This window comes from Streptomyces pseudoechinosporeus, assembly GCF_054783935.1.
In genome coordinates this window covers 84,126-103,621 of sequence record NZ_BAAGPS010000051.1, presented here as the reverse complement: position 1 = coordinate 103,621, position 19,496 = coordinate 84,126, and the positions used below count along the sequence as shown (strand labels likewise).

Here is a 19,496-nt window from a genome sequence, read left to right as displayed (position 1 = left end):
AGCGCTACGCGGGGGTCGTCCCATGGGTGGGACGAGCCCTGACGGGTGACCCTGAGTATTCAGCGGAATTGGGCTATCTGACGCCCCCATAGCAGAAAGGTGCCGTTGACCTGCGAGGGTGCGAGTGTCTAGGTCGTATCCGCTGCAGAGAGCAAGGCACCTTTCCGGTGGTTGAGCGTACAGGGTGGGACCATCGGCTGTCGGTGGTGGCTGACGGGAAGAGGCTGATCGGGCATGCCGGGGCGGTACTGCTGCGCCGGTGTGCGGACCGCACGGGGCTGACGGACGCACTGTCCGGGGTGCTGCCGTCCAGCACAGCAGCCGACTGGCGGGAACGCGCCGGAGTACTGGTACACCTGGCGATCGCGGTTGTGCTGGGTGCGGCGAACTTCTCGGAGGCCGAGCAGCTCCAGCTGCATCACCGGCCGCTGTTCGGGCCCGCGGCCTCGGACTCCACCGTCCGCCGCACGCTGGCCGCACTCGACGAGGCCACCCTGGCGAAGATCGCAAAGGTGCGGGCCCGGGTGCGCCGGCGACCTGGTAACGGTGGTCGAGCGGCTGCGGGAGCAGGGGATCACCGACCCCGTCGAGTTCCGTCAGACGCGTGACTTCGGCGACGGCATCCCGGTGCCGTGGTTCGACGCCGTCTTCACCACGGACCAGTACGACTCCTTCGGTGCCTGGGCGATGGAGTACCGGCCGGAGTACTTCGCCGACCCGCGCAGCAACACCGAGCCGGCGAGCCACCCCGGTGACGTCGGCCGGGAGCGCTACCTGTCCGACGACTATCGCGACCACCTGATGCGTGACGTGACCTCTGTCCGCCTCGCGGTCACCGAACGCGACCTTGCCGACACGGTGCCGTTGCTGCAGGCGGGCGGGTTCGTCATCCAGCCCGTGGCAGGCGGTGGCGTCGTTGCGAAGGGTGGCGGCACGGCGATCCGATTCGACGTCGTTCCGCCCGACCAGGCGGGCCTGCGGCAGGTCGAGATGTCGCTCAACCAGCCCGTGAAGTACCGGCACGAGGAACAGATCGGCCACTCCACCCTCGCCGTCGGCCCGGGCTCCCGTGCCGTGTGGACTTTCGGCGACATGGAGTAGAAGGCCAGGCGCCCGAGGCATCCCAGCCGTTACGTACGACAAGGAACAACTTGAACGAGGCGTTCCTACGCCGAACCCCCACTCCCATAAGGCCGCGTAAGGATCTCCAGGTTGTGGCCGTTCGGGTCGTCGAAGTACGTGCCTCGGCCGCCGTCGTTCGTGTTGATCTCGTTGACGCGGCGGTGGGAGGGGTCCGCCCAGTACGTCAGGCCGGCCGCCCGTACGCGGGCGAAGATCGTGTCGAAGTCGTCCTCCGAGACCAGGAACGCGTAGTGCTGCGGAGTGATGGGGTCGTCGGCGTCCGCGTAGTCGAGGGTGACGCCGTTGGGGATCTGGACGGGGATGAACGGGCCGAACGGCGGGCTCACCTCGAGGCCCAGGATGTCGGCGAGGAACTGGGCCGAGGCCTTCTTGTCGTGGGCGGCGACGATGGTGTGGTTCAGCTCGACGGTCATCGTGCGGACCTCCTCCGCTCGTCGACAGCGACGTCGACATCGGCATCGGTACTTCCACGCTATGCCCGGAATGGGCGGGTCGGGAGCCCTCAGTTCGAGCACCCCTACGGCGCCCCCACAGAAGGGGCGACTCCAACCAGAGACCAAGGTAAGGCTTACCTTATGGATCAGAGCATCGGAGCGAGCGTGCGTACCTTGGGGTGGCGAGCTGTTCCAGCTGGAGTGTGCTCGAGCATGTTCTGTGAGCGGGAGTGAGTCCTGGCGGTCCTTGGCGTGATGTGCCGGTCGGTCAGCGTGCCGGCCTTGCGGGAGGGGAACGGAGGTACTGGTGTCGAATGCGTGACCTTTACGGGCCGGCTTCGTTGGACGCGGTGACAGTGCCGGGGTTTTCGAGGCGGAGCCGGGCGGGGGTGACGGATGGGCGGGCTGCGGGATGTGGTGGAACCGTTCGTCGCGTCCGGCCCGGCCGGTGTCGCGATCCGTACCCGGATCAAACAGCTGACGCCCCAGGACGAGAAGGTCCTTACGCTGGTGGGCGCGCATCTGGGCGCGCTGGCCTCGAAGGACCTCAAGGCCCGGTGCGCGGACGGCCTGGAGCACTCCACCGACACGTGGGCGGCCAGGAAGCGTGCGCTGACGCCGGTAGCGTCTTCGCGCTGGGCCGGGGCGATCACCAAGGCATCGCACGACCAGTGGGCACTGTCCCGCCGCTGCCAGCTCGCCCACATCCAGAGCCTGGAGGCCGGTGTCGCCACGATCGCGGACCGGCTGGCACAACCGGTCGGGCAGAAGGGATCGAAGAACACGCCGGGTGGCTACCGCAGCAGGCAGGAGTGGTTCGCCAAGTCCCGCCGCCTGCACGTCCTTCAGGACCGGCTTCAGCGGGAGCGGTCCGATCGCCGGGCCGGGAGCGTGCACGTGGTGCGCGGCGGCAAGCGGCTGGCCCGTACCCGGCACCATCTGGAGGCAGCGCAGCTGACCGAGGCCACATGGCGCGAGCGGTGGGAGTGCGAGCGGTGGTTCCTCCAGGCCGACGGTGAGTCCGGCAGGCGGTACGGCAATGAGACCCTGCGTGTCACGCCCGAGGGCCGGTTGAGCATCAAGCTGCCCGCTCCGCTGAAGGACCTGGCGAACGCCCCGCACGGCCGGTACGTCCTCACTGGCACGGTCCGCTTCACCCACCGGGGCACCGAGTGGGCCGACCGCATCGAGGTCAACCGGGCCGTCGCCTACCGCATCCACTACGACACCGGCCGGAACCGCTGGTATGTGACCGCCGCCTGGCAGTCTCCGCCGACCCGGATCATCCCGCTGGAGTCCGCCCTCGCCGACGGGGTGATCGCGGTGGACACCAACGCCGACCACCTGGCCGCCTGGCGCCTCGACGTGCACGGCAACCCGGTCGGCAATCCCCGGCGGTTCTTCTACGACCTGTCCGGCACCGCGGATCACCGCGACGCGCAGGTCCGGCACGCCCTGACCCGGCTGCTGCACTGGGCGAAGGCCTGCGGCGTGGCCGCGATCGCCGTCGAGGATCTGGACTTCACGGCGGAGAAGACCCGTGAGAAGCACGGACGCCGCAAGCGGTTCCGGCAGCTGATCTCCGGCATGCCCACCGGCAGGCTGCGTGCCCGGCTGTCCTCGATGGCCGACGCCATCGGCATCGCGGTCATCGCGGTCGACCCCGCGTACACCTCGAAGTGGGGCGCCCAGCACTGGCAAAAGCCCCTCACCGGCAAGAACCGCACCACCACACGCCACGACGCGGCCGCCGTGGCGATCGGCAGGCGCGCCCAGGGACACCGGATCCGGCGACGGACGACACCGCCCCCACAGCACCGGAGTGATGCGGTGGGGCATCGGACCGTCCAGGCCCCATCCGGCGTCCCTGGGCGTGAGGGACCCCGCCCCCGCATTCCCGGACCACGGACACGATCCGTTGGCGCCGGGTGCGGAGCGAACGCGGGGAACCAGAACGCCCAACACCGTTCGGGGCGTTCGGCTGAGCATGGGTTCTGGCAGCAGGACTCACTCCCGCTCAGCCCCTAGGAACGGTTGAAGGCCGTCCTGGCCATGTCGGTCGTCGGCGGGCTGGTGGCCGGATGCTCGTCGTCCGGGGGCGAACAGAGGGACGGCGGGGGAAGCGCGAGCGGGCGCAATCCCGTCGCCGGAGCCTCCGAAGGGCCCGCCGCCTGACCCGCACGCCTCAACTGCCGTTGCTGAACGCGGCGTTGACCGGAGCAATCATCCTGGTCACAGCTGACCTCGCCGCCCGCACCGCCCTGCCCCCACTGGAGATCCCGGTGGGGGCGCTCACGGCACTGGTGGGCGGGCCGTACCTGCTGTGGCTCCTGGCCCAGGACCGCACCCTGCGGAGTTAGTGTGACGCGCCAGAAATCCTGAGGGTCAGTAACCGGAGGGGCCCTGCCCGTCCCTCCCGACCGGGGATTCACCCCCGCGTATACGTCAGCCGCTCGCCATCGGACAGCACGCGTACGAGCGTGTCGCCCTCGGTGCGCACCGTGGAGGAAGGGCCGAAGCGGCAGGGGCCGGAGGAGTTCGCCCGGTCGGCCTCGGGCGGGGCGAACCGTATCGGGCTGTCTGCCTCCCCTGTGGCGACCAGGTTCATGTCGGCCTCGCAGTGGTTGCCGCCGCCGTCCGAGACCAGCGCGGCGGCCGGGCTGCCCACCGGCTTCTGCTCGATGGTCATCTGCTGCGTGCCACCGCCGTCCAGGGGCCGCTGCCAGGTGCCGAGCAGTGCTTCGGGGAGCTTCTCCTCTCCCTCGATCCTGTGCAGTTCGGCGGTACGCCCCGCCGCCTCCCAGCGGAGCGAGTCACCGGCGGTCCGGGAGAGGACGTGCTCGCCGAGGGCCGAGCAGGTGCCCTCGGGGACGCTGCTGACGACCTTGGTGTCCAGCCGCAGTGACGTACCGCCGCCGGCACTGCCACCAGACGGCTTGGCGGTGAGTTTGCCGTCGCTCTTGCACTCGTAGTCCTTGCCGAGGCTGATGCTGGTGGCGACGATCTCGCCCAACTGCCCCGGCGAGACGGCGAACCGGCGGTACTGACCGGTGGGCTTCCCGTCCCGCTCGACCTCGCCCGCCCAGATGCCCACGAACTCCTTGGGCACATCGGATGTGGGGGCGCCCGAGTCACCGGAGCCGGAGTCCGAGTCCGAGCCCCCGTAGGGCAGCGGCAGACCGGCGGCCGACGCGGCGAACGCGGCTCCTGCCACTACGGCGACGGCCCCCAGCGCGATCGCGGCCCGCCGGCCCCAGCCCGCACTCGTGCGACGAGGGCGCGGCGACGGAGTCGACTCCGCATGCCCAGGCCTGAGGCCCGGCTTCGGCAGGACCTGCGTCCCCCACTCCGACCGTTCCGGCTGCCCCGGCTGGTCCGACGCGGGAGGCTCCTCCCAGGTCACGGGGAAAGGGGCGGGTGACTGTGCGGCGGAGGCGGCCGGTGCGGACGACGGCGTGGAGACGCCCGGTGCCGACGCCGCCGACACTCCCGGCCCACCAGCCCGCGCCGGCGTATCCGTGTCGAGCAATTGCACGGCGCTGCGCCCCAGTTCGGCGATGATCTGGGCGGGCAGCCACGGCGGTGACGAGGTGCCGGTCGCCACCGGCTGTACCCGTGCGGCCACCTCCTGGGGAGTCGGCCTGGCCGCCGGATCCTTGGCGAGGCAGTCGGCGATCAGTGCCCGCAGCGGCTCCTCGATCCCCGTGAGGTCCGGCTCCTCCTGCGCGATGCGGAACATCACGGCGTGCACGCCGCCGGAGCCGCCACCGCCGAACGGAGTCTGCCCGGTCGCCGCGTACGCCAGCACCGCGGCCATGCAGAAGACATCGGCGGCCGGCCCCACCGGCTCGTCCCTGATCTGCTCGGGCGACATGAAGCCGGGCGAGCCGACCAGCATGCCCGAGCTGGTCAGGGTCGATCCGGGCACCGCGTCCAGCGCCCGCGCGATGCCGAAGTCGATGACCCGGGGGCCGTCGATGGTGATCAGGATGTTGGAGGGCTTGAGGTCGCGGTGGACCAGTCCGGCCCCGTGAATGTCCAGCAGGGCGCAGGCGAGTCCGTAGGCGAGGGTGCGTACGGACAGGGCGGGCAGCGGGCCGTGCCCACGGGGCGAGACGATGTGTTCGAGCGAGGGCCCCGCTATGTAGCCGGTGGCCACCCACGGCGTTTCGGCCTCGGTGTCCGCGTCGAGGACCGGCGCCGTCCAGCGGTCGCTCACCCTGCGCGCCGCCGCCACTTCCAGCCGGAAGCGCTCGCGGAACTGGGGTTCGGCGGCCAGCTCCGGCTTGATGAGCTTGACCGCGACCGTACGCCCGCCCTCCGAACGCGCCAGACAGACCCGGCCCATACCGCCGGCGCCGAGGTTTCTGAGCAGCCGGTACGGCCCGACTCTGTCGCCGACTCCTCCGGAGCCGACATTGAAGTCGCCCGTCGCCGGCTTCGTCATCTGGCTGTTCTCCCCTCGGTCGGCGCTCCGCCCCACTCTCCGCCACGAAGGTCACGAGTCGGCTGCCTATGAGCTTCCGTTTGACGAGAACAGACGCTACCTGGCTTCGGATTGCTGATCGTGGGTTACCGGTCGGGTAGACGGCCGACGCGGGTGAACCCGAGCCGGCCGCCTCCAGCGCGACCTGCCACCACCAGGCTTCAGCCGCCATACGGCCGACTCAAGCCATACGACGACTCAGATCGTCGCGGTGTCGATCACGAACCGGTACCGCACATCACTGCTCTGCACCCGCTCGTACGCGGTGTTGACCTCGGCCGCCTCGATCAGCTCGATCTCGGAGCCGATGCCGTGGGCGGCGCAGAAGTCCAGCATCTCCTGGGTCTCCGCGATGCCGCCGATCATGGAACCGGCGAGGGTCTTGCCGCCGCCGATCACCGAGAAGAGGTTGAGGGAGATGGGCTCCTCGGGGGCGCCCACGTTCACCAGCGCGCCCTGCGTCTTCAGCAGCGTCAGGTAGGCGTTGAAGTCCAGCGGGGCCGAGACCGTCGAGACGATCAGGTCGAAGGTGCCCTGCAGTTCCTGGAAGGTCTTCGGGTCGCTGGTGGCGTAGTAGTGGTCGGCGCCCAGCCGCAGTCCGTCCTCCTTCTTGCGCAGGGACTGCGACAGCACCGTCACCTCGGCGCCCAGCGCGTGCGCGATCTTCACACCCATGTGGCCGAGGCCGCCCATGCCGAGGATCGCGACCTTCTTGCCGGGGCCGGCGTTCCAGCGCTTCAGCGGGGAGTAGAGGGTGATGCCGGCACAGAGCAGGGGCGCGGCGACGTCGAGGGAGAGGCCGTCGGGGATGCGGAGGACGTAGTTCTCGTCGACGACGATGTTCTGCGAGTAGCCGCCGTAGGTGGGCTCGCCGTCCTTGCCGATGCCGTTGTACGTCGCGACGTTGCCCTTGACGCAGTGCTGCTCCAGGCCGGCCTTGCAGTTGTCGCACTCGCGGCAGGAGTCGACGAAGCAGCCGACGCCCACGCGGTCGCCGACGGCGAACTTGGTGACACCGGAGCCGACCTCGGCGACGACGCCGGCGATCTCGTGGCCGGGGACCATCGGGAAGATCGCCTCGCCCCAGCCCTCCTGGGCCTGGTGGATGTCGGAGTGACAGATGCCGGCGAACTTGATGTCGATCAGGACGTCGAACTCGCCGACCGGCCGGCGCTCGATGGTGGTGCGCTCCAGCGGAGCCTTGGCGGCGGGTGCGGCGTATGCAGCAACAGTGGTCATGCCGGGGGTTCTCCTAAGGGGTTTCCGTGCCCGGCTGCCTTCCGACCGGGCACGGCGTCCAGCCTGCCGGAGAACCGAGCGTTCACCCAGACCACGGCTTTGCGTACGACTGCTGTGCCTACCACTGGCGGGGACAGGCTTCTGTACGTACGACCGTGAATACTGGGCGCATGGACGTACAGCCCGACCCCGCACACGAGCCCGGCACGGGCCTGGACCGCCGCGCCGAGCTCAGCGAGTTCCTGCGCACCCGGCGTGCCCGGCTGAAGCCGGAGGACGTGGGGCTGCCCCTCTACGGGCGGCACCGCCGGGTGCCGGGGCTGCGGCGCGAGGAGCTGGCGCAGCTGGCCGGGGTTTCCGTCGCGTACTACACGCGGCTGGAGCAGGGCAACGGGCGCAACGTGTCGGCGGAGGTACTCGACGCGATCGCGCGCGCCCTGCGCCTGAACGACGCCGAGCACGCGCATCTGGTGCATCTCGCCAAGCCGAAGCAGCACAAGAAGAAGCCGTCGGCACGTCCGCAGCAGGTGCGGGGCGCGCTGCGGCAGCTCATCGACACCATCGACGGCATTCCCGCGTACGTCGTCGGGCGGCGCTCGGAGATCCTGGCCTGGAACCGGATGGCCGCGGCGCTCTTCGGCGACTGGGCGGAGCTGCCGCCGCAGGAGCGGAACTGGGCGCGGCTGGTGTTCCTGAACCCCGAGTACCGCGAGCTGTTCGTGGAATGGGACCAGAAGCAGTCCGACATGGTCTGCTATCTGCGCATGGACGCCGGCTGCCATCCGGACGACCCGCAGCTGTCCGCCCTCGTCGGCGAACTCTCCGTGAAGAGCGAGGAGTTCAGGCGGCTGTGGGCCACCCACGACGTCAAGGAGAAGAGCCACGGCGTCAAGCGCCTGCGCCATCCGCTGGTCGGCGACCTCACCCTCTCCTTCGAGACGTTCACGCTCCCCGACGACGCCGAACAGTCGGTGGTCACGTACCACGCGGAGCCGGGTTCCCCCTCGGCGGAGGCACTACGGCTCCTGGCGAGCTGGGGCGCGGACGCCACGCGCGCGGGCAAGACGGCACCCCAGGCGTAGCACCCGGCCGCAGAAGCAGCGGAAGTCCTACGGCCGGTACGGCGGAGCCGCCCCCCAGTTCCACTTCGGCACCGGCTGCTCCGCCGGAGGCCCGGCATCCGGACCGGAGAAGTAGACGGCGAGCCGCGTCCCCCACTCCGCGTACGCGACGAAGGCCGAGCGGAACTCGGCGTCGGTCGGCAGGCCCGCCTCGTCCGCCGCGTCCTGGAGGAGGTTGACCCAGCGGCGGCGCTGCGCCTCGGTGATGCCCTTGCCCAGATGCTTGGCGACCATGTGGCCGTGGCCGCCCTGCGTCTCGGAGTAGGCCGGCGGGCCGCCGAAGACCTCGCCGAGCCAGAGCGCGACGTGCGAGGCGTGTTCGGGGGCGAGACCGGCGAAGACGGGGGCGAGGACGTCGTCCTTGACGACCTTGTCGTAGAAAACCTCGGTGAGCCGGGTGAAGGCTTCGGCGCCGCCCGCCCAGGCGTACAGCGTCGGCACGGACGCGCCCGTGCCGCGTACGGTCGTCGGCTTGTAGTGGCGCATCTCCTCGATGTTGCCCACATACGGCCGGATCTCCGCGAGGAAGTCGGAGAACAGCTCCGACTTCCGGAAGCCCTCGATGTGGTCCTCGGTCGAGGTCCAGGTGATACGCAGGATGAAGTGCTCGAAGTCCTCCTCGCAGCGCGCCAGTTCATAGTCGACGCACTGCGGGGCCGCGGCGAGGTGGGCGGCGGCACGGGTATAGGCGGCCAGGAACTGAGCCGACTGCTGTTCGGGAATCCGGTACCGGATGTACTCGACGGTCTGAACAGTCATACCCCCACACAAACACGAACGGCCCGCCGGGACCATGAGGTCCCGGCGGGCCACCGTCCGTCTATGCCCACCGCGTAAGAACCGGACGCGTCACATCCGCGCCGCGCCGCCCGCGGAGCCGGCCGTCAGACCGCCGAACCCGCCTTCCACTGGGCCCAGTCCATGTTCCAGCCGTTGAGGCCGTTGTCCGGAGTGATGGCCTTGTCGCCGGTGTTCTGCACCACCACGACGTCACCGATCATCGAGTTGTTGTAGAACCAGGCGGCCTCGGTGTTCGGGTCGTTCGCACCTTCGGTGTCGTTCAGGCCGACACAGCCGTGGCTGGTGTTGACGTTGCCGAAGACGGAGTCGTCACCCCAGTAGTTGCCGTGGATGAAGGTGCCGGAGGTCGACAGGCGCATGGCGTGCGGCACGTTCTCGATGTCGTACTCGCCCTTGCCGTCGTCGTCGGTGAAGCCGACCGTCGCACCGTTCATCCGGGTCTCCTTGAACTTCTCGGAGATCACCATCTGGCCCTCGTACGTCTTGTTCTCGGGCGAACCGGCGGAGATCGGAATGGTCTTGACGGTCTTGCCGTCGCGCATGACCTTCATCTGCTTGGTCTTGGCGTCGACGACCGAGACCTGGTTGCGGCCGATCGTGAAGGAGACCGTCTTCTGCTGGACGCCGGTGACACCCTCCGCGCCCTCGACGCCGTCCAGGGCCAGCTTGAGGGTGACCTTGGAGCCGCTCGCCCAGTACTCCTCGGGGCGGCAGTCCATGCGCTGGGTGTTGAACCAGTGGCAGACGACCTCCTGGCCGCTGCTGGAGGTGACCGTGATCCCCTTCTGCACGGCCTCCTTGTTGGTGATCTCCTTGTCGAAGTTGATCGAGACCGGCATGCCGACGCCGACCGTGGCGCCGTCGTCGGGCGTGAAGGTGCCGATGAAGCTGTTGTCCGGGGAGACGGTCGTGAACGAGGCGTTCTCGTGTGCGGTGCGGCCCTCGGAGTCCTTGGCGGCGACCGTGAGCTTGTAGGTGGTGGACCGCTCCAGCTGAACGCTGGGAGACCAGCTCGTCTTGTCGGCCGATATCTCCCCGTCGACGGCGTCACCACTCGAGGTCTTCATGGTGACGTCGGTGAGCGTTCCCTTGCTCACGGTGACCTTGGCGGCGTTGTTGATGGAGGCGTTGTCGGTGCCGTCCTCGGGCGTGATCTTGATTTTGGCCTCGGAGCTCTTCTCGGCCGCCGCCTCGTCGACCTTGGCCTGCGAGGTGCTGCCGCCGTCCCCCTCGGCGCCGGAACCGCCCTCGTCGCCCCCGCTGCACGCAGAGAGCACCAGCACCCCTCCGAGCAGTGCGGACGCGACCGTCAGGCCTTTGCGCCGCTTACTGTTCGTCATCACACGCTTCTCCATCGTTGCCGAATCCCCAAGACACCTGAGAGTCCCCGTAACCTCTAGAAACGCTAAAACCGATCCATCCCGTTCCACATAGGTCGCCGGTGTGGGGCACAACACGTCGGTACGACGTCGTACGACGTGCGGGCGTCGGTCAGCACTCCCCCTGAGACGACAGAACCCCTGGCTCCGGTTGCGGTCGTCCGCCGCGACATCATCCTCGCCGAGGCACCGATCCGGCGAATCGGGCCGCAGTGTCTTCCGTCACTGCCCCATCAGTACACCGTCACCGCACCCTCGCGGTGCCCGGTCTGTACGGCTCACAGGTACCGTGACTTTCCTGAGACCCGCGTTTTTCATTAACATCAGTCCCCCACGGCCAATTCGCCTGCACCGCAAGGGGATCGATATTCCGTGTCCGCCGCTCGTCGATCGTTGCTGACCGCCACCGCCGCGGGCACCCTCCTGGGTGCCCTGTGGTTCGTCCCGTCCGCCAATGCGACGTGGGACGGCCCCGCGGCGGAGGCAAGAGCAGAGCGGACGTCGACGATCACGACGCAGGCCAAGGCCTCCTCCGACTCAGCTTCCACCGACCAGTCCGCCCAAACCGATCAGCCCGAACTGGCCGACACGGGTGCCTTCGACACGACCCCGTACGTGGTCGGCGGCACCCTCTTCCTGGGCGTCGGAGCGGGCTTCGTCGTGTATTCGGTACGGCGGGAGCGCGGCGGGGTCTCGGGGGCGTACTAGACGGCTAGCCGCGGCTGCGCGGACGCGGCGGCACGCCTCTCCTCGCTCCCCCACCCCTGCGCGGCCGGGACTTCGGCCTCGGCTGGGCGGCTGCGGGCGTCGGGAGCTCGACGACCACGGGCACGCCGGACGGCTCCCGGGCGCCGGTGATCCGCGTCAGCTCCTCGTCGCCGGACTTGATCCGTACCGTCCGCGGGCTGATCCCCGCGTCCGACATCAGCCGGGTCATCTCGCGCTTCTGCTCCGGCAGGACCAGGGTGACCACGCTGCCGGACTCGCCCGCGCGGGCGGTACGGCCGCCGCGGTGCAGGTAGTCCTTGTGGTCGGTCGGCGGGTCGACGTTCACGACGAGGTCGAGGTCGTCGACATGGATGCCGCGGGCCGCGACGTTCGTGGCGACCAGGGCGGTGACCTGACCGTTCTTGAACTGGTCGAGGGTGCGGTTGCGTTGGGGCTGTGAGCGACCGCCGTGCAGCGCGGAGGCCCGTACGCCGTTGGCGAGCAGCCGCTTGGCGAAGCGGTCGGCGCCGCGCTTGGTGTCCACAAAGAGGATCACGCGCCCCTCGCGGGCCGCGATACGCAATGCGACGGCCTTCTTGTCGGTCTCGTCGAGGACGTGCAGCACATGGTGCTCCATCGTCGTCACCGCACCGGCCGAGGGGTCGACAGAGTGCACGACCGGGTCCGAGAGGAACATCCGTACGAGCTTGTCGATGTTCTTGTCCAGCGTCGCCGAGAACAGCATCCGCTGCCCGTCCGGCTCGACCTGCTTGAGCAGCGCCGTGACCTGCGGCATGAAGCCCATGTCGGCCATCTGGTCGGCCTCGTCGAGGACGGTGATCCCGACCCGTGCGAGGGTGCAGTCGCCGCGGTCTATGAGGTCCTTGAGCCGCCCCGGCGTGGCCACGAGCACCTCGGCGCCGCGCCGCAGCGAACCCGCCTGCCTGCCGATGGACATTCCACCGACCACGGTGGTGAGGCGCAGGTTGACGGCCGTGGCGTACGGCGTGAGCGCGTCGGTGACCTGTTGCGCGAGCTCACGCGTGGGCACCAGGACCAGCGCGAGCGGCGCCTTGGGCTCGGCGCGGCGGCCGGCGGTGCGGGCGAGCAGCGCGAGGCCGAAGGCGAGGGTCTTGCCGGATCCGGTCCGGCCCCGGCCCAGAATGTCGCGCCCGGCAAGGGAGTTGGGCAGGGTCGCGCCCTGGATCGGGAAGGGCTCGGTCACGCCCTGGGCCGCCAGGGTCTTCGTCAGCGCGGGCGGCATGTCCAGCGCGTCGAAGGACTCGACGGCGGGCAGCGCGGGCGTGACGGTCACCGGCAGCGTGAACTCCCGCGGTGCGGTGGAGGGCGACGACGGTTTCTTACGTACGTTCCTGGCGCCGCCGTTCGCGGAGGCGGGGAGCCCGCCGCGAGCGCCACGGGAACCGCGAGCCCCTCGAGAATTCGCCGGCCGTTTACCGGCGGGTCGCTCAGGGCGTTCGGATCGAGTCATGCTGATGGGAAATTCCTTCCTTTCGCGGGCCGCAAGGACCAGCTGGACGCGCGGACGGCACGAGCCGGGGCCCGCACCCGAAGGTGCGGACCCCGGCTCGATTTGAGCGTGTCCCTAAAAATTAGGCGGGGACGATGTTCTCCGCCTGGGGGCCCTTCTGACCCTGCGTGACGTCGAAGGAGACCTTCTGGCCCTCCTGCAGCTCACGGAAGCCCGAGGTGGCGATGTTGGAGTAGTGGGCGAACACGTCCGGGCCGCCACCCTCCTGCTCGATGAAGCCGAAGCCCTTTTCCGAGTTGAACCACTTCACGGTGCCAGTTGCCATGTGTCATTTCTCCTGATAGGTGGGCCCCATCCGGAAATGACCGGTAAAACAAAACGCGCCTGAGAGAGGATTCCTTTCAGGCGCACAAAGTTAATGGGTACCAAAAACGTTTCGTTACGAACCCTAGCACAGATCCTGGCGGGGGCGCTGTCCACCGACGTGCCCCCGCTCACACCTTCGCTGGGACCCCTGGAACCCCTACGCCAGCGGGCCCGTCACGGGCTCGACGGCCGCGACCAGATGCCCCCCGCGTACGAAGGCGTCGGCCGCCGCCAGGTCCGGCGCGAGGAAACGGTCAGGGCCCGGCCCCTGGACGCCCGCCGCACGGACCGCGTCGATGACCGCGCGGGAGGCGGGGGCCGGGGTGAGGCCCTCGCGGAGTTCGATGGCGCGGGTGGCGGCGTACAGCTCGATGGCGACGATGCGGGTGAGGTCGTCGATGGCCGTACGCAGCTTGCGGGCGGCGGACCAGCCCATCGAGACATGGTCCTCCTGCATCGCGGAGGACGGGATCGAGTCGGCCGAGGCCGGGACGGCGAGCCGCTTCATCTCGCTGACCAGGGCTGCCTGCGTGTACTGGGCGATCATCAGCCCGCTGTCCACGCCCGCGTCGTCCGCGAGGAAGGGCGGCAGTCCGTGCGAGCGGTTCTTGTCGAGGAGGCGGTCGGTGCGGCGCTCGGCGATCGAGCCGAGGTCGGCGGCGGCGATCGCCAGGAAGTCCAGTACGTACGCGACGGGAGCGCCGTGGAAGTTGCCGTTCGACTCCACGCGGCCATCGGGCAGGACGACGGGATTGTCGACGGCGGAGGCGAGCTCGCGGTCGGCGACCAGGCGGGCGTGGGCCATGGTGTCGCGCCCGGCGCCGGCGACCTGGGGGGCGCAGCGTACGGAGTACGCGTCCTGGACGCGCGGGGCGTCGCCCTGGTGGTGACCGGTGAGGCCCGAACCCTTCAGCACGGCGAGCATGTTGGCGGCGCTGGCGCCTTGGCCGGGGTGCGGGCGGATGTCGTGCAACTCGGGGGCGAGGACCTTGTCGGTGCCGAGCAGCGCCTCGAGGGAGAGTGCGGCGGTGATGTCGGCGGACTTGTAGAGGGTGTCGAGGTCGGCCAGGGCCATGATCAGCATGCCGAGCATGCCGTCGGTGCCGTTGAGGAGGGCGAGGCCTTCCTTCTCGCGCAGCTCGACGGGCTCTATGCCGTGGGCGGCGAGCAGCTCTCCTGCCGGTCGTACGACGTCGTCCGGGCCCTCTGCCTCCCCCTCGCCCATCAGCGTCAGGGCGCAGTGGGAGAGCGGCGCGAGGTCGCCGGAGCAGCCGAGGGATCCGTACTCGTGCACGACCGGGGTGATGCCGACGTTCAGGATGTCGGCCATGGTCTGCGCGACGGTGGGGCGTACGCCGGTCCGTCCCGAGCAGAGGGTCTTGAGCCGCAGGAACATCAGGGCGCGTACGACCTCCCGCTCGACCCGCGGCCCCATCCCTGCGGCATGCGACCGCACGATGTTGCGCTGCAACTGGGCGCGCAACTCCTGGCTGATGTGCCGGGTCGCCAGAGCGCCGAACCCGGTGGACACCCCGTACACGGGTTCCGGCTTGGCCGCCAGCGCGTCCACGATCTCGCGTGCGACGCCGAGCGCCGTCACGGCGCCATCGGAGAGCTCGACGCGCGCTCCGCCCCGCGCCACGGCGAGCACGTCGGCCGCGGTGACACCGGTCGTCCCCACCACCACAGTATGCATATCCATATTCAGGAGCCTAGAGAGTGAATCGCCAATTGTCACGACCGCCGCCGGGCCGGGCTCCTTACGGGGCCTGCGGGTCCTTATGGGGCTTCCGCCCCCTGAACCGGCGCCGGTCCCCCGGCAACTCGGGCGGCGGCCGGTCTGCGAGGCGGACAACCGGGTCTTCGGCGCCTTCGGTGCCGCCCTCTCGGCCCGCGACGACGGGCTTGGGGGCGCGGGCCGCCTTCGCCCGGTACTGGGCGGCGTCCGCGAGGCGGAAGAGGCGGCGGGCCGAGTGGACGGTGCCGATGGGGTCGCCGGTGGAGGCGACGCCGCATGCGACGCCCTCGCCGAGTTCCAGCTCGGCTGCCCGGCGGCACAGTTCGTCGGCGACGCGTACGACCTCGTCGGCGGCCGGGCCCACCGCGAGCAGGCAGAACTCGTCACCGCCGAGACGGGCGGCGAGCGTGCCGGGGAGCATCGCACCGCACAGGGAGAGGACCGAGCCGAACCGCTCCAGGAGCCGGTCGCCGGCGGCATGGCCCCGGGTGTCGTTGACGCGTTTCAGGCCGTTGATGTCGCAGACCACGAGGCTGACGACCACGTCATCGGCACGATGCCGCTCGAGGGCCTCGTCCAGGCGTACGTCCACGGCGCGGCGGTTCGCGAGGCCGGTCAGCGCGTCCGTGAAAGCGAGCCGGCGGACCTCCTCCAGGCGCTCGGTCTGGGCGATCCCGGCGGCGGCGACCGAGGCGAGGACGGTCGCGAAGTCGGCGTCGGCGCGCGCGAAGACCGGGGCTCCCGCCCGGCGGGCCACGTACAGCTCGCCCCAGGCCCTGCCGTGCAGCACTATCGGCGCGACGACGCAGCAGCCGCGCCCGCGCCTGCGTAGTGCGGCGACCCTCCCCCAGCTACCTCCCCCAGCTACCGCTGGGGGTGCCCCCAGAGGTGCCCCCAGGTGGCAGTACTCGGCGCGGCCCCCAGCCGGCCCCTCGGCCGTCTCCACCCAGGCGTTGGGCCCGCCGCCGGCCGCCCACCGCTCGTGCAGGAACTCCGTGATCTCGGGGAACTGATGCACGGGGTACGCCTCGCCGTCGGGGTACTCCTCCTCGTCCGCCGCCCGCTCCCCCACGTTCACGAGCACCCGCAGCCGCCCGAGCTCCCGCTCCCACACGGACACCGCGGCGAAACTCCCGGCCAGCGCGTGGCAGGCCCCCGCCGCGGCCGCATGCCACGACTCCTGCGGAGTGCGCGCGGCAGCCATCCCCTGCGCCAGCGCCACCACGGCCCTCAGCCGCACATCGTCACCGCCCATTACTCCAGGTTAAGGATTTTTACGGTGATTTGGGATATTGGGGCGCCGAACAGGGGTTTTGGGCGCTCCGAGGGCGCCTCCTACTCCCCCGGCCACTCCGGCGCGCGCTTCTCGTTGAACGCCGCGACCCCCTCTGCCCGGTCTCCCGAGAAGGCGACCGAACGCCATGCCGCGTCCTCGACCTCCAGGCCCGTACGCAGATCGAGGCCGTGCCCGAGACGGAGGGCGCGTTTGGCGGCGCGCAGGCCGACGGGCGAGTTCGCGGCGATCCGCGCGCCCAGCGCGAGCGCCTCCTCACGGTCGCGACCCGCCTCGACGAGGTCGTCCACGAGCCCCAGCTCCCGCGCCTCGGCGGCCTCCACCCGTCGCGCCGAGAAGACCAGCTCGGCCGCGCGGGCCGCGCCGACCCGGCGTGGCAGCAGCTGCGTACCGCCGCCGCCCGGGATCACGCCTACGGACACCTCGGGCAGCCCCACCACGGCCGTACGGTCCGCCACGATCAGGTCGCAGGCCAGCGCGAGCTCGAAACCGCCGCCCAGCGCGTAGCCGTGCACGGCCGCGATCGTGGGCATCGGCAGCTCCAGTACGCCGGTGTACGCGGCCCGTGCCACCGGCCGCTGCCGCACCAGCTCGGCGTCCGTGAGCGAGTTCCTCTCCTTGAGGTCGGCGCCGACGCAGAAGGCCCGCTCGTGGGTCGAGGTCACCACGACCACGCGTACGTCGCGCTCGCCGCGCAGTGCCTCACAGGCGGCGGCGAGCGAGCGCGCCATCTCGGTCGACACGGCGTTCATGGCCTTGGGTCGGTCGAGCGCGAGCTCCGCGACGTAGGCGTGGCGTCGTACGGCCACGAACTCCCCATAGCGCTGCTCTGGGCTCTGCTCGGCCATGACGTCCTCCTTGGTTAACGTGGGTTAACTTCTGCCCCTGATCATCCCAGCGGGGCCCCTCCGGGGGAAGGTCGACGGCCGGTTCGAAGCTGCGGGTTACCTCCGGCGGTTGGGCGGCTGCGGGTGCGTTGTGGCTGGTCGCGCCGTTCCCCGCGGGGTGCCTCCGGCGGTTGGGCGGCTGCGGGTTTGTGGGTGGCTGGTCGCGCCGTTCCCCGCGCCCCTGGGGTGCGTGGGTGGGTCGGGGCCGTGGGCCGGTGCGTCAGCCCGTCGCAGGCCGGGCATACGGCCCTTTGCTGGTACACGGTGCGGGTGGCCTGAGACAGAACCTACGCGACGGGCATACGACGCACCGGCCCACGGCCCCTCCCGCCGGGGGGAGGCTGCGGGCACGTGGGGGTGCATGCATGCCGACCCGTTCGAGTGATACGTGTCTGAACCCCGCCAATCCGCCCCGCGACGCGCATAGCCTGCGCACCGCAACAGCGCGCCGGGGGGCGCGTTCACTTCGGGGAGAGCACATGCGGGACGTGGCGACGGAGCCGGTGGCGGACGAGCGGACACCGGTGCACGAGGCGGAACCGTTCCGAGCGGAGCGACCCCCTGGGCGTCATCGCAAGCCGCGCCCCCGGCGGATGCTGTTCGCCGTCGGAGGGCTGGCGTTGGCGGCGGGGGCGCTGAGCCTGATGCGGCTCGCAACGGAGCCGCCGGGCGGGGCAGGCGGGGGCCTCACGGCCACGGACATCGAACCCGCCGACGTCGAACCCACCGGCATCGAGCCGACGGCGGTCGGGGCCACGGAGGCCCCGGTCTCGGACACCGGCGCGGCTGCGGTCGAGGACACCCCTGCGCCCCGTGCCTCCCCCTCCACCACGACGCCCCCGAGTAGCAGCAACGAGCCCCAGCGAGTCTCTGATCCGGCCGTCACGCCGACAGCCACGCCATCCCGCACCGCCACGCCTGACCACCCGACCGCAGCCCCCAAGCCCGCGAAGCCACCCGCCCCCGAAAAGCCGTCGACCCCCACACCCGAGCCACCGACCGCGACCCCACACCCCGGCCACCCGAACCTGTGCCTACCGATCGTGAGCCTCTGCCTTGACGCCCCTGGCTGAGGCTCAGCCGCCGCCCCTACGGTTCAGCAGCCAAGGCTCGACCACGCCGAGCCCTCGCACCGGTCGCTGCCACATCGGCTGGAGCGCGAAGCGGTACGTCGGGGGCTCCTCGCCCTCCTTCTCCGCCGCGGCAGCCGCTTCCGCGGCCTCTGCCTCGGAGGCGGGCGCGTCACCGGTGCGTGTCAGCTCCTCGGCGAGCGCGCTGTCCACCAGGACGGCGTCACGGGGGGCTATCGAGGTGAGCCTCGAGGCCAGGTTCACGGTCGCGCCGAAGACGTCACCCATACGCGTCGTCACCGTGCCGAAGGCTATGCCGACGCGCAGTTCGGGCATCGTCTCGTCGTTGGCCATGGTCTCGATGAGGCGCAGGGCGATCTCGGCGGCGATGCCCGGGTCGTCCGCGGCGTACAGCACCTCGTCGCCCAGCGTCTTGATCAGACGTCCTCCGTGCGCGGCCACCAGGTCCGCGCACGTGGTCTCGAAGGCCTCGACGAGTTCGCCGAGTTCCTCCTCCTCCATGCGGCGCGTCAGGCGCGTAAAGCCGACGAGGTCCGCGAAGGCGACGGCGAGGCGGCGGTCGACCATCTCCTCGTCGTCCGCGGCCTGGACGACCCGGCCGGTCGCGGCGGCGAGCTGGCGCCGCCAGACGTAGACGAGAAACTCCTCCAGCTCGGGCAGCAGCAACTCGACCAGGGGGTACGTCACTTCCGTGCGCGTCATGCCCGGCTCGGGCGGCTCGGTCAGGCCTTCCAGGAAGGAGTCGATCTGCCACTCGGCCAGGCGGGCGGTGGTCTGGCCGGTCGAGCGCGCGACCTGGATCGCCATGGCCTCGCTGAGCAGCCCCGCCTCCACCAGACCGGCCAGCCGCCGCAGCGCCAGTACGTCCGCCTCTGTGAGCGCCCTGGCCTGGCCGATGTCGGCGAAGCCCATGGCCCGCCAGAAACGAGACGCCAGATCCATGGAGACACCCGCGCTGCGGGCCGCCTGGAACGGGGTGTAGCGCCGCTCGGCGCCGAGGATGAGCTGCTCCAGGCGCAGAGCGAGGGGGTCGTGGTCGTCGCCGGAGTCGTCCACGTGCGTGTCCAGCCGGGCGTGGGCCTCGGCCCGGCCGACCCGCGCAGCCGACGCGTCGGCGACGGAACCGGCGCTGCGCCCCGGCTCACCGTCGGAGGCGGGGTGTGCACCCGTGCCGGAGCCCGTGTCGTCGACGGTCACGCCTGCTGCCCTTCCGATCTGCCACGGTCACTTTCGACCGGCCTCAACTCTACGGCAGGTGTGCTGTGGCTCACTCCTGTGCGGGCAAGCCCCAGTGTGCCTTGGCCCCCTTCAGAGTCG

General features: G+C 70.5%; 16 protein-coding genes and 2 pseudogenes. 7 read left to right on the top strand and 11 right to left on the bottom strand.

Going from position 1 to position 19,496, the window contains the following annotated elements:
* Positions 1–206: 206 nt before the first annotated feature.
* Together ACYVO6_RS36135 and ACYVO6_RS36130 are read left to right on the top strand one after the other, a co-directional pair.
* Positions 207–608, top strand: a complete 402-nt coding sequence (locus ACYVO6_RS36135; RefSeq protein ID WP_461068800.1) for a hypothetical protein — start codon at positions 207–209, stop codon at positions 606–608.
* Positions 532–1,101: pseudogene (locus ACYVO6_RS36130) on the top strand (DUF5829 family protein); the annotation flags it as partial. The gene ACYVO6_RS36135 and the pseudogene ACYVO6_RS36130, both read left to right, overlap by 77 nt.
* A gap of 65 nt (positions 1,102–1,166) precedes the next feature.
* Here the strand turns inward: ACYVO6_RS36130 and ACYVO6_RS36125 are convergent.
* Entirely contained in the window at positions 1,167–1,556 is a 390-nt protein-coding gene (locus tag ACYVO6_RS36125) for a VOC family protein (protein ID WP_461068786.1), read from the bottom strand.
* A gap of 417 nt (positions 1,557–1,973) precedes the next feature.
* Between ACYVO6_RS36125 and ACYVO6_RS36120 the strand changes: the two genes are divergently transcribed.
* Complete coding sequence (locus ACYVO6_RS36120) at positions 1,974–3,605, top strand: IS200/IS605 family accessory protein TnpB-related protein (RefSeq protein WP_461068784.1); 1,632 nt, start codon at positions 1,974–1,976, stop codon at positions 3,603–3,605.
* Between the two features lie 53 nt (positions 3,606–3,658).
* Entirely contained in the window at positions 3,659–3,937 is a 279-nt protein-coding gene (locus ACYVO6_RS36115) for an iron chelate uptake ABC transporter family permease subunit (RefSeq protein ID WP_461068782.1), read from the top strand.
* Between the two features lie 68 nt (positions 3,938–4,005).
* On the opposite strand, the gene ACYVO6_RS36110 is transcribed toward ACYVO6_RS36115, so the two are convergent.
* The gene (locus ACYVO6_RS36110; RefSeq protein WP_461068780.1) at positions 4,006–6,024 is read right to left on the bottom strand and encodes a serine/threonine-protein kinase; all 2,019 of its coding nucleotides are present in this window, start codon (positions 6,022–6,024) and stop codon (positions 4,006–4,008) included.
* A gap of 237 nt (positions 6,025–6,261) precedes the next feature.
* On the bottom strand, positions 6,262–7,302 hold the full coding sequence (locus tag ACYVO6_RS36105) for an NAD(P)-dependent alcohol dehydrogenase (protein WP_461068778.1): 1,041 nt from the start codon (positions 7,300–7,302) through the stop codon (positions 6,262–6,264).
* Positions 7,303–7,472: 170 nt separating this feature from the next.
* On the opposite strand from ACYVO6_RS36105, the gene ACYVO6_RS36100 reads away from it, so the two are divergent.
* Positions 7,473–8,384, top strand: coding sequence for a helix-turn-helix domain-containing protein (locus ACYVO6_RS36100; protein ID WP_461068776.1), 912 nt, complete (start codon positions 7,473–7,475; stop codon positions 8,382–8,384).
* Positions 8,385–8,411: 27 nt separating this feature from the next.
* On the opposite strand, the gene ACYVO6_RS36095 is transcribed toward ACYVO6_RS36100, so the two are convergent.
* Positions 8,412–9,182, bottom strand: a complete 771-nt coding sequence (locus tag ACYVO6_RS36095) for a globin domain-containing protein (protein ID WP_461068774.1) — start codon at positions 9,180–9,182, stop codon at positions 8,412–8,414.
* 125 nt (positions 9,183–9,307) lie between these two features.
* Entirely contained in the window at positions 9,308–10,564 is a 1,257-nt protein-coding gene (locus tag ACYVO6_RS36090; protein ID WP_461068772.1) for a L,D-transpeptidase, read from the bottom strand.
* 411 nt (positions 10,565–10,975) lie between these two features.
* On the opposite strand from ACYVO6_RS36090, the gene ACYVO6_RS36085 reads away from it, so the two are divergent.
* Positions 10,976–11,311 (top strand): hypothetical protein, encoded by a 336-nt coding sequence (locus ACYVO6_RS36085; protein WP_461068770.1) that lies wholly within the window; start codon positions 10,976–10,978, stop codon positions 11,309–11,311.
* A gap of 34 nt (positions 11,312–11,345) precedes the next feature.
* Here the strand turns inward: ACYVO6_RS36085 and ACYVO6_RS36080 are convergent.
* The 5 genes and pseudogenes from ACYVO6_RS36080 to ACYVO6_RS36060 all read right to left on the bottom strand — a co-directional run.
* A pseudogene (locus ACYVO6_RS36080) lies at positions 11,346–12,803 on the bottom strand (DEAD/DEAH box helicase); the annotation flags it as partial.
* Positions 12,804–12,924: 121 nt separating this feature from the next.
* Positions 12,925–13,128, bottom strand: coding sequence for a cold-shock protein (locus ACYVO6_RS36075; protein ID WP_033323720.1), 204 nt, complete (start codon positions 13,126–13,128; stop codon positions 12,925–12,927).
* Positions 13,129–13,326: 198 nt separating this feature from the next.
* Complete coding sequence (gene hutH, locus ACYVO6_RS36070; protein WP_461068798.1) at positions 13,327–14,865, bottom strand: histidine ammonia-lyase; 1,539 nt, start codon at positions 14,863–14,865, stop codon at positions 13,327–13,329.
* 64 nt (positions 14,866–14,929) lie between these two features.
* Positions 14,930–16,162 carry a GGDEF domain-containing protein gene (locus ACYVO6_RS36065; RefSeq protein WP_461068767.1) on the bottom strand — a complete coding sequence of 411 codons (1,233 nt, stop codon included), beginning with the start codon at positions 16,160–16,162 and terminating at the stop codon, positions 14,930–14,932.
* Positions 16,163–16,242: 80 nt separating this feature from the next.
* Entirely contained in the window at positions 16,243–17,049 is an 807-nt protein-coding gene (locus ACYVO6_RS36060; protein ID WP_461068765.1) for an enoyl-CoA hydratase/isomerase family protein, read from the bottom strand.
* Between the two features lie 518 nt (positions 17,050–17,567).
* Here ACYVO6_RS36060 and ACYVO6_RS36055 point away from each other — a divergent pair.
* The gene (locus ACYVO6_RS36055) at positions 17,568–18,161 is read left to right on the top strand and encodes a hypothetical protein (RefSeq protein WP_461068763.1); all 594 of its coding nucleotides are present in this window, start codon (positions 17,568–17,570) and stop codon (positions 18,159–18,161) included.
* Positions 18,162–18,164: 3 nt separating this feature from the next.
* Here the strand turns inward: ACYVO6_RS36055 and ACYVO6_RS36050 are convergent, their stop codons facing one another.
* On the bottom strand, positions 18,165–19,376 hold the full coding sequence (locus ACYVO6_RS36050) for an adenylate/guanylate cyclase domain-containing protein (protein ID WP_461068761.1): 1,212 nt from the start codon (positions 19,374–19,376) through the stop codon (positions 18,165–18,167).
* Positions 19,377–19,496: the final 120 nt, after the last annotated feature.

Bases quoted from the DNA above. Each gene is read 5' to 3' on its own strand.
- ACYVO6_RS36090 (WP_461068772.1), bottom strand. From the start codon at position 10,564: ATGACGAACAGTAAGCGGCGCAAAGGCCTGACGGTCGCGTCCGCACTG.
- ACYVO6_RS36095 (WP_461068774.1), bottom strand. From the start codon at position 9,182: ATGACTGTTCAGACCGTCGAGTACATCCGGTACCGGATTCCCGAACAG.
- ACYVO6_RS36065 (WP_461068767.1), bottom strand. From the start codon at position 16,162: ATGGGCGGTGACGATGTGCGGCTGAGGGCCGTGGTGGCGCTGGCGCAG.
- ACYVO6_RS36115 (WP_461068782.1), top strand. From the start codon at position 3,659: ATGCTCGTCGTCCGGGGGCGAACAGAGGGACGGCGGGGGAAGCGCGAG.
- ACYVO6_RS36110 (WP_461068780.1), bottom strand. From the start codon at position 6,024: ATGACGAAGCCGGCGACGGGCGACTTCAATGTCGGCTCCGGAGGAGTC.
- ACYVO6_RS36100 (WP_461068776.1), top strand. From the start codon at position 7,473: ATGGACGTACAGCCCGACCCCGCACACGAGCCCGGCACGGGCCTGGAC.
- ACYVO6_RS36120 (WP_461068784.1), top strand. From the start codon at position 1,974: ATGGGCGGGCTGCGGGATGTGGTGGAACCGTTCGTCGCGTCCGGCCCG.
- ACYVO6_RS36125 (WP_461068786.1), bottom strand. From the start codon at position 1,556: ATGACCGTCGAGCTGAACCACACCATCGTCGCCGCCCACGACAAGAAG.
- ACYVO6_RS36075 (WP_033323720.1), bottom strand. From the start codon at position 13,128: ATGGCAACTGGCACCGTGAAGTGGTTCAACTCGGAAAAGGGCTTCGGC.
- hutH (WP_461068798.1), bottom strand. From the start codon at position 14,865: ATGCATACTGTGGTGGTGGGGACGACCGGTGTCACCGCGGCCGACGTG.
- ACYVO6_RS36060 (WP_461068765.1), bottom strand. From the start codon at position 17,049: ATGGCCGAGCAGAGCCCAGAGCAGCGCTATGGGGAGTTCGTGGCCGTA.
- ACYVO6_RS36105 (WP_461068778.1), bottom strand. From the start codon at position 7,302: ATGACCACTGTTGCTGCATACGCCGCACCCGCCGCCAAGGCTCCGCTG.
- ACYVO6_RS36055 (WP_461068763.1), top strand. From the start codon at position 17,568: ATGCGGGACGTGGCGACGGAGCCGGTGGCGGACGAGCGGACACCGGTG.